7 protein-coding genes and 3 pseudogenes are annotated in these 12105 nt (G+C 68.0%); 6 read left to right on the top strand and 4 right to left on the bottom strand.

Annotated elements, in window-relative coordinates; translation table 11 throughout:
* Positions 1 to 8: 8 nt before the first annotated feature.
* Positions 9 to 2069 (bottom strand): recombinase family protein, encoded by a 2061-nt coding sequence (locus tag IGS68_RS29890; protein WP_201081791.1) that lies wholly within the window; start codon positions 2067 to 2069, stop codon positions 9 to 11.
* Positions 2050 to 2226, bottom strand: coding sequence for a hypothetical protein (locus tag IGS68_RS29885; RefSeq protein ID WP_201081790.1), 177 nt, complete (start codon positions 2224 to 2226; stop codon positions 2050 to 2052). Before IGS68_RS29885 ends, IGS68_RS29890 begins: the two co-directional genes overlap by 20 nt.
* Positions 2227 to 2529: 303 nt before the next feature.
* On the opposite strand from IGS68_RS29885, the pseudogene IGS68_RS29880 reads away from it, so the two are divergent.
* Positions 2530 to 2778: pseudogene (locus IGS68_RS29880) on the top strand (ATP-binding protein); the annotation flags it as partial.
* Here the strand turns inward: IGS68_RS29880 and IGS68_RS29875 are convergent.
* Positions 2775 to 5027, bottom strand: a complete 2253-nt coding sequence (locus IGS68_RS29875; protein WP_201081789.1) for a recombinase family protein — start codon at positions 5025 to 5027, stop codon at positions 2775 to 2777. The pseudogene IGS68_RS29880 and the gene IGS68_RS29875 sit on opposite strands and share 4 nt — an antisense overlap.
* A 431-nt stretch (positions 5028 to 5458) precedes the next feature.
* Here IGS68_RS29875 and IGS68_RS29870 point away from each other — a divergent pair.
* Positions 5459 to 5635: pseudogene (locus IGS68_RS29870) on the top strand (ATP-binding protein); the annotation flags it as partial.
* A gap of 195 nt (positions 5636 to 5830) precedes the next feature.
* Positions 5831 to 6823: pseudogene (locus IGS68_RS29865) on the top strand (IS30 family transposase); the annotation flags it as partial.
* Between the two features lie 37 nt (positions 6824 to 6860).
* Here the strand turns inward: IGS68_RS29865 and IGS68_RS29860 are convergent.
* A complete protein-coding gene (locus tag IGS68_RS29860) occupies positions 6861 to 8321 on the bottom strand; it encodes a sensor histidine kinase (RefSeq protein ID WP_201081788.1) in 1461 nt (486 codons plus the stop codon).
* A gap of 203 nt (positions 8322 to 8524) precedes the next feature.
* On the opposite strand from IGS68_RS29860, the gene IGS68_RS29855 reads away from it, so the two are divergent.
* The 3 genes from IGS68_RS29855 (at position 8525) to istB (ending at position 12077) form a co-directional block, all read left to right on the top strand.
* Positions 8525 to 9618, top strand: a protein-coding gene (locus tag IGS68_RS29855) for an IS3 family transposase (protein WP_201081787.1) whose coding sequence is annotated in 2 segments (ribosomal slippage) — positions 8525 to 8792 and positions 8792 to 9618 — 1095 coding nt in all. Because the reading frame shifts where the segments join, the coding sequence is not laid out codon by codon here.
* Between the two features lie 161 nt (positions 9619 to 9779).
* The gene (istA, locus tag IGS68_RS29850; RefSeq protein WP_201072655.1) at positions 9780 to 11297 is read left to right on the top strand and encodes an IS21 family transposase; all 1518 of its coding nucleotides are present in this window, start codon (positions 9780 to 9782) and stop codon (positions 11295 to 11297) included.
* An 18-nt stretch (positions 11298 to 11315) separates the two neighbouring features.
* Positions 11316 to 12077, top strand: coding sequence for an IS21-like element helper ATPase IstB (gene istB, locus IGS68_RS29845; protein ID WP_201072657.1), 762 nt, complete (start codon positions 11316 to 11318; stop codon positions 12075 to 12077).
* Positions 12078 to 12105 lie beyond the last annotated feature (28 nt).

Genomic DNA, 12105 nt, shown 5'->3' with positions numbered 1-12105 from the left:
TCGCTATGTCATTGAAAGTCAAGGGTCCGCTGATCCGGATCCTGTGTTACCGGACGGCGTGACGGCACGCCCCGGACCTCCAGCCCCGCCAGCTGGGCCTCGGGGATGGCCCAGGGAGCCCCCTTGCAGACCTGCCGCGCCTGGAGGATTCCGCTGCCGATCAGCCGGAGCACCGTCATCTTGCTGACCTTCAGGCGTTCCGCCGTCTGCTCCAGGGTCAGCTCGCCGCGCTCGGCCTGTTCGCCAGCCCGGTAGACGGCAATCCCGTGGGCGTTACGGAAGGTGCGGACCCGCGCCTCGGTCCACGTATTGCCCTTGCCGGTGCGCCGGCCGGCCCGGTTCAGGATGGCGGCGATGCCCGCGTCGGGCTGCTGCCGGGCCAGGGCCCGGATGAGATCACCCGTCTCGGCATCGGCTCCCCACCGATGCTGGCCCGTCCGGCTCTTCGCCACGCTCAGGCGGGTGTGATCGCCACCCTGCCAGTGGATCACCAGCTCGATGGTCTCGCCCACGACCTTGGTCACGATCTCGACGATGATCGTCCGCAGGATGCGCTTGCGCGTCTCCGCCGTGGCGCCGGGGTGATGCCACAGCGCCTCGACGTCGGCGCCGAGCGTCATCAGTCGGGCGCGCTCCTCCGCCGTGAGCGCCGCCGCCTGGCCGGAGTCGAGCGCCGCGAGCTGTTCCTCCAGGCGGTGAACCTCCACCAGCCGGTCATTCCAGCGCCGCTCCAGCTCGGCGGCGACGAGGCGGTAGTCGGGATCGACGGCATCGTACTGGCGGCGGGCCAGCTCGGCTTCGTAGCGGGCCTGGGAGAGCGCCAGTTCGGCCTGCCGCCGGGTCTCGCCGGCATTCGCCTCGCGTGCCTCGATCGCTTGCAGCGCCGCCTGAAGCCCCAGCGGGGCCAGGAAGCGCAGGGCCTCCGCCGCCACGGCGGCGTCGACCCGCAGGCCGCCGAACGAGATGCACCGCTCGGTGCCGTGGTTGATGTGGGCGCCGCGGCAGTTGTAGCGCACGCAGAACCCTTCCGTGCCGCTGTAGGACACATGGAGGCGCCGGCCGCAGTGGCCGCAGCGCAGCAGGCCGGCCAGTAGCGCGTCGCCGCGGCGCACCGCGCCGCGGGCCATCAGCCCCTTGCTGTTGGCGTTATCGGCGATCAGCTGCTGGTTCCTCTCGAACTCCGTCCACGAGATGTAGCCCTCGTGGTGCTCCGGGATCAACACCTCCCAGTCGTCCCGGGTCCGGCGATGGCCACGGACCACCCGCTTGCGCCCGTCCCGGACGGTGACCCGGCTGCCGGTCCGGCCGAACGCGTAGGCCCCGCCGTATACCGGGTTGGTCAGCATGTGGTGGACAGTGTTGTAGACCGGCAGCTTCCATACGGTGCGCGGGCTGTCGGCCACGGGATCGGTCGCCGGCAGCCGGATCTGCTCCTGGCGCAGCCACAGGTGGACCTGCCGGATGCTCTGGAACTCGGCGAACTTGCGGAACACCAGGGCGATCGCCTCGCGGACCCGCGCGTCCGGGTCCATCTCGATCCGGTCATGTCGGGTCTTGACGTAGCCGACCGCCACGCTGAAGAACAGCTCGCCGCGCCGCGCCTTCTGGCGCAGGGCCTCGAGTGAACGCTGGCGCAGCACGGCGAGCTCCATCTCACTCATTGTCCCCTTCATGCCCAGCACGAGCCGGTCGTTCGGGAAACGAACGTCGTAGACGCCGTCCTCGTCGGCCAGCAGGCATCCGACCAGGCCGCAGAACTCCAGCAGGGTATGCCAGTCCCGGCCGTTGCGGGCGAGGCGCGACGCCTCGAGCGCGAGCACGATGCCGACCCGGCCCTCGCAGATCGCCCCCAGCAGCCGCTCGAAGCCCGGCCGGGCGGTTCCGCCCCCGGAGCGGCCGAGGTCGTCGTCGATGACCATGACCTCGGACCAGCCGAGTTGGCGGGCGCGGTCGGCCAGGCCGTACTGCCGGCGCCGGCTCTCGTGGTTGTGCAGAAGCTGGTCCGGGCTGGACTGGCGCACGTAGACGTAGGCCTGTCGCGCCAGGTGGTCAGGCGTGATCTTGCTCATCGCTCCCCTCCGTCGCTGCGGCCTCGGCCGCCATGACCTCCGTCAGGAGCTGCTCCAGCAGCGGCAGGAGCCGCCTCGCCACCTCCGAGGGCAGGCTGGCCGCCAGCTCCGTCGTCCCGAACAGTTCCCGTTGCGCGGATACTCCGCCTCGTGCCATGGCGCCCTCCCTGATCCCAACCGGAGACCAACGATAGGCCGGCGTCGGCGGTCAGGCGCAGGTCACGCAGGACGGCCAGAGGGAAACGCGGGGTATCGCGAATGTCGGCGTCGCCGGCGGCGGGGAGAGTCATCCATTCCGGCACATGGGTCAGCGTTCCGTCCGGCTGCCGGACCACCAGCATGGTGACGCCGCGGAAGCTGTGGTGCCGGACAACGCTCACCCGCTCGCCGTAGCGCGGGTGAAAAGGATAGTGGATGGTCGCGTCCTGCCCCTGGTATCGGGCAGTATGCCGTCGTTCCGACGGGTTCCGGCAAGACGCACATCTGCATCGCCATCACCGCCAACTGCGTACGCCGCGGCGCGCGCGCCCGGTTCTTCAACGTCATCGACCTGGTGAACCGGCTGGAGGGCGAGGCTCGGGCCGGTCAGGCCGGCAAGCTCGCCGACCAGCTGACCCGCGTCGATCTGGTGGTGCTGGACGAGCTTGGCTACCTGCCGTTCTCCCAGAATGGCGGCCAGCTGCTGTTCCATACGCTGCTAGATCGTTATCCATACTGCTCTCCTCTGTGTCGGCCTGCTCCAATGGCGCACGGCGGAACGGGCTCGTTGCCGGCTGGACGCTCCTTCAGGCGCCATTCCCACTGGCCGCGGCCACGCGGGGTTCGGATGGGGATGTAGTCTCCCTGGCGGACGCGCGTCCAGACTGCGTCGCGCTCCAGGCCGGTGTCCTCAGCCACTTCGGTGAGCGTCGGCAACCCGCTCACGTCGGCGGAGCCGTCGAGCCGCGCGACGTCCGCGTCGGTCAACCGGATCCACTGCTTCGAACAGGGACAGCGCTGGTCGCACGCCAGGACCCCGTGCTGGACCCAGACCTGCACCAGCGACGGCGTGACGCCCAGCCGCCTCGCCGCCGCCTTGGCGGAGATCCGGCCGTCCGCCCGGGGCTCCAGGGGGCCGGTCTTGATCGGGCAGTCGGTCGGGATGCCGTGCTGCTTGCGCATGGAACGGACCCGCTCATAGGTCCAGTCCTTTCCGGTTCGCGTGCGCAGGCCCAGCACGTTGAGCGCTTGGGCGATCGCATGGTCGGGCAACTTCCTGGACAGCTCCCGGATGCGGGCGATCACCGCGGCGTCCGTGGTGGCATGGATGCCGATCGGCGGCAGGAACGCCGCGTGCGTGGAGGTGGCGCCGCCGGTCCACAGGATGACCACGTCGACCCGGCGCGTTGTGCGGTCGACCGTCACGGTCACGGCGGCCACCGCCAGACGCAGCAGTCTTTTGCGGTCGACCGGCATGGTCGTTTCCGCGCGCCACAGACCCGGCAGATCGGCGGCGATCCGTCGAACCTCCTCCCGTTCGGCGGCGCTCAACGGCATCAGGTCGGTCCGCCGCACCAGCGCATATTCGCTGTCCAACGCCTCCAGCGCGCCCAACGCCGTGTTCCAGCGCCGTTCCAGCTCCCGGGCGACCAGGCGGTTGTCCGGGTCGACGGCATCATACTGGCGTTGTGCCAGCGCCACCTCATAGCGGGCACGCTCCAGGCGTAGCTGCCAATGCCGGTCGACGGCCTCCTGCTCACGCTCGAGCGTTTCCAGGGCGGCCAGGGTGGCCTCCATTGCGACCGGCTCCATCGCATCGAGGAAGGCGGCGCTCACGATGGTGTCCAGCGTCCCGACCGGGCAGGACTGACACAGCGGTTCCCCGTAATCGACCTGGGCACGCCGGCAGTGATAGCTGTGATACTCCGAGCCGTAGCTCACCGCCATCCGACGTCCGCACCGGCCACAGACGACCAATCCGGTCAGCAGGGCAATCCCCTCGCGCGGAGCGCCGCGCCCCTTTTGTGCGAAGTTGTAGAGGTTGTCCTTCAACGCCCGGCGGTTGGCCAGGTAGGCGTCATAGGTCAGGTACCCCGGGTAGACATCGGGCACGACGATGTCCCACTCCGCCAAGGCGACACGTCGGTCGACCATCTCGGGCGGATCCCCGGGAACCGCTTCGCGCCGTCGCCGGCCGTAGACGAACACACCGGCATAAGCCGGGTTGGTGAGGATCTGCTGGATCATCTGGTAGGTCGGCCGCACCCAGGTGATGCTGCCGGCGGTGGCGCCGGTCTGCGCGCACCGCGGCAGAGCCAGCCGGTTCTCCAGGAAGTGGCGATGCACGGCCCGGGCACTGCGCAGCACGGCGAAGCGCTCGAACACCGTGGCGATCGCCAGGCGCACGGCGTCGTCCGGGTCCTGCACCACGACCCCGTCGGGCCGCCGACGGAAGCCGACCGGCAGACGAAGGGCGAGTTCTCCCCGGCGCGCCTTGTTCAGCAGGTTGCCCCGCATGCGGCCGCGCAGGATGTGCAGCTCGGCCGCGAAGAGGGTGCCCTTGACACCCAAGAGGAGAAGATCGTTCGGGTCGCGCGCGTCGTAGACCCCGTCCTCATCGGCGATGAGGGTGCGGAAGACGCCGCACAGTTCGATGACGCGATGCCAGTCGCTGTTGCAGCGGGACAGGCGCGACACCTCGGTGACGAGGATGATGCCGACCTCGCCCAGGCCGATGGCTGCGACCAGGCTCTGGAAGCCGGTCCGCCGACGGCTGCTCGCCCCGGAGAGGCCGAGATCCTCGTCAATGACGCGGATCTGTGACGCCGCCCATCCCATCTGTCGTGCACGCTCGGCCAGCTGGTACTGACGCCGGGTGCTTTCCTGATTGTTCTGCACCTGCTTCGGTGTCGACTGGCGGATGTAGACGATCGCCTGCAGTCGCTGATGGCGGGGTTCGATCTTGGGCGAGGGGGTCATGGGGCGTTTCCTTGCAAGCCATCCGGCCCGTCAGCCGGCGCCGAAGCAGATCGCTCCACAGCGCAACCATGGGGCTCTGGGCCTCCGGCGGCAGAATGTTCCACAACATCGGGATCGGGGTTGGCATGGCGAGCCTCCGCAGGCAGGGACGTGCGGCAGGCTTTGACCAACCGAACCAGGGCGCGCAGGCTTCCGGGCGTCAAGCGCAGGACCGGCATGATGGGTTCCTCGACACGGGCGGCTTCGGTCCATCCCAGCGGCATCATCTGCCGTTGACCATCCCTCCCCTTCAACGACCAGATCCACTCCGTCGTCACGTCGCAACCGCCGCACTACACGAACAACCCGTCCAAGCCAGGGATGGTGCGGTGCACTCACCCGGATCCATTCGATCTGAGTGGAATCTCCTGACGCAGTGTGTTGGTCGATGTAGCAAGCTCTATTCCCGGACGTCGGTGTTCATCACGACGAACCTGAGCTTCGCCGAGTGGCCGTCCGTCTTCGGGGGCGACACCAAGATGACGGCTGCCCTGCTCGACCGGCTGACGCACCACTGCGACATCCTGGAGACCGGGAACGAAAGCTGGCGGTTCAAGAACCGCTCCTGACCTTCCTTCCGCCCGTGCCTTGTCCGGGGGGCCCACAGGTTCCCTCCCACACGCGCCGCTACGTCGGTCATGACGGGCACTCCGCAGCGCGCGGGTCCCTCCGGTGGACTCCCTGGACAAGAGGTTCTACAACCAAAAGAATGGTTGGATATTGGACGCCGATGCTGGCTGGTTATTCGAAGCCGATTGACACGTGACCGCTCAGCGCGCCGTCCAAAGCCGGCCAAGCTGGCGGTCACCCCGGCGCTGCGGCAGTACGTGCAGGATCGTCTGGCCGGCACGGTCGTCACTCCGGACGGAACGGCGGTTCACGGGCCGGCCGTGACGTGGAAGGGCCGCCGTCACGGACCCCGGCAGGACCGGCGGTGGGCCAGGGCGTGGAGCCCGGAACAGATTGCTCGCCGCCTGCGGCTTGACTTTCCCGAGGACCAGACGATGCGCATCAGCCATGAGGCCATTTACCAGGCGCTGTTCATTCATGGCCGGGGAGCCTTGCGCCGCGACCTGACCGCCTGCCTGAGGAGCGGCCGGGCTCTGCGCGTTCCGAGGGCCCGCACCCGCAGACGGGGCAAGACCTTCATCGCCCCGGAGATCATGATCAGCCAGCGCCCGGCGGCGGTGGCTGACCGGGCGGTGCCGGGGCATTGGGAAGGCGACCTCATCATCGGCTTGGGAGGGTCGGCAATCGGCACCCTGGTGGAGCGCATGACGCGGTTCACGCTGCTGCTCCACCTGCCTCCGATGCCGGGTCACGCCAGTGGGCCGCGTGTCAAGAACGGGCCGGCGCTCGCCGGCCATGGCGCCGAAGCGGTCCGCGACGCCATCACGCGCACGATCACCACCTTGCCCGAGCATCTGCGGCAGTCGCTGACCTGGGATCAGGGCGCGGAAATGGCACAACACGCCCATCTGCGGATCGCCACCGGGATCCAGGTCTACTTCTGTGACCCTCATAGCCCCTGGCAGCGCGGCACGAACGAGAACACCAACGGGCTGCTGCGTCAGTACTTTCCCAAAGGCACCGACCTCAGCATGCATGATGCAGACACCCTGGCAGCCGTCGCGCTCGCCCTCAACACCAGGCCGCGCAAAACTCTTGGCTGGAAAACGCCTGCCGAGGCCCTGGACGAATTCCTCAGAGCCATCCATAAAGCGAAGCAGACAGCGGCTGTTGCGACGACCGCTTGAATCCGCCCAGTAGCCCTTCGTCACCTCTGAACCTGTATCATGCCGTGTTGCGAGGACAACCCTTCGCGGCGGAATTCCCCTTTATGATCGATCGTGGGTTACCCTCTGCCGGGAGCGCGCGTTCGGGCGGCAGCTCGACCGTCACCTCGGTGCCGACACCGGGCTCGCTCGACATCCCGACCGTACCGCCATGGCTCTCCACCAGCTGGCGCACCAGCGGCAGTCCCAACCCGGTCCCCTGGGCCGGACGCGCCCGCCGGCTGTCGGACTGCTCGAACGGCAGGAAGACGCGCGCCAAGTCCCCGGCCGGAATGCCGATGCCGGTGTCGGTGACGATGACCACTGTGTGGCCGTCGGCAAGCCGCTCCACCGCCACCTCGATCCGCCCACCCGTGGGCGTGAACTTGACCGCGTTGGAGAGCAGGTTGTCCAGGACCTGCCGGAGCCGCAGCGGGTCGCCCAATACCATCACGCCGCCGGCGACCGACGTGAGATCGACCGTGACGCCGGCGGCGCTGGAGGTTTCCCGCAGCCCCCGGATCGCCTCGGCCGCCAGCTTGTCCAGGGCGACCACTTCTTCCCGGAGCTCCAGCTTGCCGGCGTCGAGCTTGGCCAGGTCGAGGATGTCGTTGATCAGCGCCAGCAGGCGCTGACCGGAAAGGTGGATGTCGCCGACATACTCCGCCTGGCGGCCGGGCAGACGGCCGAAGATGCCGCTCGCCAGCGCTTCCGAAAACCCCAGGATGGCGTTCAGCGGCGTGCGCAGCTCGTGGCTGACATTGGCCAGGAAGTTGGACTTGGCCGCGTTGGACCGCACGGCCGCGTCACGTGCGACGACGAGGCTCTCGCTCAGGTCCCGGAGCTGCCGGTTGGTTGCCTGGAGCTCCTTCTCGGAGCGCATGTGGCTGCGCATCAGCCATGCCAGCGCCCCCACCAGCACGATGAAGCCGGCGCCGTAGCCCAGCAGCTTCATCTGGAAGACGCTGACCTGGTGCTGTAGCCGTCCGACGAGCGTGTTCTGCTGCTCTCCCATGGCAAGCTGCATTCGCCAGTGGATGGCCACCGCCTCCTCGGCCCTGCGGTCTGCCACTGCCCGGAAAGCGGCCGGATCGGTCCGGAGCAGTGGCAGGTCACGGTCGATCTGGTCGAGGACCCGCCGGACTTCCGCCGCACCGGCCTCGCGCCCGGCAGCCCAGGTGTACCAGCCGGCGCTGTCCGGCTCCGGGAAGGCGTTGAGCCGGGTGAACACGTTGTCGAGCCGAAGCACCACCTCCTCGATCACCTCCTCGATCACCTCCGGCTGACTGCCCGGCTCAAGGTCACGGACAGCCACCTGGAAGCGCAGCAGATCGGCGGAGAGTTCGCCATCGTACCGGTCCCCCGCACCACTGGAGACCTCGACCGAGCGCTGGATCCCGATCAGGTCGGGGATCAACATCGGCATGCTGCACAGCACCAGCACGAAGGACACCGTCCAGACGATCTTGCCCAGACTCATGAGAGACTTCCCATGCCTGCGGATCAGCACAGGATGCATCATGCCCATCAGAAATGTGCGAAACCTGAGGGATTATGCTTTACGGTGACTTAAAACTGTGTGAAGCCGAGCTCGTGTTAGAGCTGGCTCAGGAAATCTGAACATCGGGATTAGTGGAGTTTCTGCCTGAAAGCGGCCAGTATGCGTGCCGGACAGGAGAAGCAATGACAAGACGACCACGTCGGAACCACACACCGGCCTTCAAGGCGAAGGTGGCCTTGGCCGCCGTCAAGGGCGAGAAGACGCTGTCCGAGTTGGCGCAGCAGTTCGACATTCATCCCAACCAGATCACGCAGTGGAAGGCGCAGCTTCTCGACGGGGCAGCCGGGGTATTTGGATCGGACGATCGCGGCGACAGTCAGGGGCCGGCGGTGGATCTGACGGTGCTGCATGCCAAGATCGGAGCGCTGACGCTGGAGAACGATTTTTTGGCCGGCGCGCTCGGCAAAGCGGGTTTGCTGAGCGCAAAGCGATGATCGACCGCTCGCATGATCTGCCGATCACCAGACAGGCCAGGATGCTCAACGTCAGCCGGGGCAGCGTCTATTACCTGCCTCGGCCGGCCTCGGCCGCCGACCTCGCGCTGATGCTCCGGATGGACGAACTGCATCTGGACTTCCCCTTCGCGGGCAGCCGCATGCTGCGTGACCTGTTGACTGCCGAAGGTTTCCAAACCGGCCGCCGTCATGTCGCCACGCTGATGAAGCGGATGAGGATCCAGGCTATTTACCGCAAGCCCAACACCTCGAAGCCGGCGCCGGGGCACAAAATCTACCCATATCTGCTGCGAAATCTGCCGGTCACGCGTCCCAACCAGGTCTGGGCCATGGACATTACCTACATTCCCATGGCACGCGGCTTCGCCTATCTCGCTGCCGTCATCGACTGGTTCAGCCGGCGGGTTCTGTCCTGGCGGCTGTCGATCACGATGGAGGCTGGGTTCTGCGTCGAGGCGGTCGAGGAAGCCTTGGCCCGCTACGGCAAGCCGGAGATCTTCAACACCGATCAGGGCAGCCAGTTTACCAGCGCTGCGTTCACCGGCCTGCTGACCGACAACGCCATCGCCATCAGCATGGACGGCAAGGGCGCATGGCGCGACAACGTGTTCGTGGAGCGGCTCTGGCGCTCCGTCAAGTACGAGGAGGTTTACCTGAAAGCCTACAATACCGTGGCCGAGGCGCGGAAATCGCTCGCCAGTTACTTCGGCTTTTACAACTCCCGCAGGCCACATTCCAGCCTTGATGCATATTTCGGCTGAATCCGCCCTCTGATTTCGGGGGAAAGCGCCCCCCTGTTTCGGTTCAAACCGCCCTGCCGTTTCGGCGATTTCGCCCACACGTGGGAGTAGAGATGGGCGGCGTCTGATCCTGTATCGGCATCTACACTGGGGTCCTTGCGACAATGGGCAGGGAGGGTGGGATGCCGCGAGGGAGATCGGACATGCGACGCATCAGGGAAGTCTTGCGGCTGCGCGATGAGTTCGGGGCGAGCGTGCGCCGGATCGCGGCGGCATGCCGGATGCCGCGCACGACGGTGCGCGATTACCTGCGCCGCCTCGAGAGCGCGGACCTGCGCTTTGGCGACGTGAAGGAGTGGAGCGACGAGGAGCTGGAGCGGCGTCTGTTCCCGCCACCGCCGGCGCAGCCACGTCCCCTGCCGGACTGGGCAGCGGTGGAGCGGGACCTGGGCCGGCGGGGCGTGACGCTCCAACTGCTCTGGCAGGAGTATCTGGTTTGCCATCCCGACGGCTACCGCTACACCCAGTTCGTCCAGCGCTTCCGGGACTGGCAGGCCGCCCGGGCAGTTCCCCGGATGCGGCGCGACCATCTGCCGGGCGACGCGCTGGAAGTCGATTACGCCGGCATGACCCTGATGATCGGGGTCGGCGCCGATGCCCGCCCGGCGCAGATCTTCGTCGCCTGCCTGCCGTACTCCGGCTACATCTACGCCGAAGCGACCTGGACGCAGCGGTCGGAGGACTGGCTGGCCTCCCACGTCCGGCTGCTGGAGCACCTGGGCGGTGCTCCGGCCCGCCTGGTGCCCGACAACCTCAAGGTCGGCGTCAGCCACGCCTCGTTCTACGATCCCACCCTCAACCCCGGCTACCACGACCTTGCCCAGCACTACCGGATCGCCGTCGTCCCGACGCGGGTGCGTCAGCCGAGGGACAAGGCAGCGGTCGAGAATGCGGTGCTGCAGGTCGAACGGCGCGTGCTGGCGCCGATCCGCGACACCGTCTTCGTCAGCCTCGACGCCGCCAACGCCGCGATCCGGGAGCACCTGGCCATGCTGAACGCAGCACCGCTGAGCGGCGACAAGGACAGCTGCCGGGCGCGGATCCTGGCCGAGCGGGAGCGTGCCCATCTGCGGCCGCTGCCGGCGGACCGCTTCGTTCCGGGAACCTGGAGCCGCTACAAGCTGGCGCCCGATTACCATGTCGTGATCGACGGCGCCGCCTACTCGGTGCCCTACACCGCGATCGGCAAGACGGTCGATGTCCACGCGACCGCCGCCCTGATCAGCATCTTCCTGCGCGGGCGGCGCGTCGCCTGCCATCCCCGGGCTTCGGCCGGCAGCCGGACGACGCTGGAAGCTCACCAGCCGGCCTCCCACCGCGCGGTGGCCCGCTACACGCCGGAACACCTTCAGGCCGAGTTCGCCGCGGTCGGCTCGGCGGCGACCCTGCTGTTCGAGCGCATCCTGGCGGCGGCGGAACATCGCGAGCAGGCGGTGCGTGCCGGTCTCGGCCTGCTCCGGCTCGGCGGCGCCCACGGCGCCGACCGGCTGGAACAAGCCTGTCAGGCCGCCCTGGAAGCCAATGTCCGATCCTGGCGCTACGTCCAGCGCTGGCTCACCAGCGGCGGTCCGCCGCCAGCCTCATCCGACGGCTTGGGCGAGCACGCCAACCTGCGCGGCCCCTCTTACTACCGGAACTGAACAAGGAGACCCGAGAGCATGAAGCATCCGACCCACGAGGCTCTGCGCCGGCTGCGGCTGTACGGCATGGCGCGCGGCCTGGAAGACCTCGAGCGCCAGCCCGAGCGCAACCAGCTCAGCTTCGACGACCAGCTTGCCCTGCTGGTCGAGCGCGAGACGGCGGAGCGCGCCAACACCGCCCTGGCCAGCCGGCTGAAGCGGGCCCGGCTGCGCCAGACCGCCTGCCTGGAGGATCTCGACTGGCGCACGCCGCGCGGCCTCGATCGCACGCTGATCCGCGATCTGGCGAGTTGTCGCTGGGTTCGCGAGCACCAGCCGCTGCTGGTGACCGGCCCGACCGGCATCGGCAAGACGTTCCTGGCCTGTGCGCTGGGCAACCAGGCGGCCCGGGAAGGCTACGGCGTCTTCTACACCCGGCTGACGCGCCTGCTCGACGATCTGGCGACCGCCCGGCTCGACGGCTCGCTCGCCCGCGTCCTGCGCCGCCTGGCCCGCCTGGAGGTGCTGATCATCGACGACTGGGCCATGACCGAGCTCACTGCGGCTCAGCGGCTCGACCTGATGGAAGTGATCGACGACCGGCATGACCGTGCCGCCACGGTGCTGGCAACCCAGATCCCCGTGGCGAACTGGCACCGGTCGATCGGCGATGCCACTTACGCCGACGCGATCCTCGACCGCGTCGTTCACCGGGCATTGCGCATCGAGCTCACGGGCGAGTCCATGCGCCGGGTACGGGCGGCAGACCAGAAAACAGCCAGATCTGCAACGCCATCGTGACCCCTGGCACGAGCGACGATACCAGCAT

Source organism: Skermanella sp. TT6, from assembly GCF_016653635.2.
Lineage (GTDB): Bacteria > Pseudomonadota > Alphaproteobacteria > Azospirillales > Azospirillaceae > Skermanella > Skermanella cutis.
The sequence above is the reverse complement of the archived record's forward strand: the minus strand, read 5'-3'. Positions and strand labels throughout refer to the sequence as shown.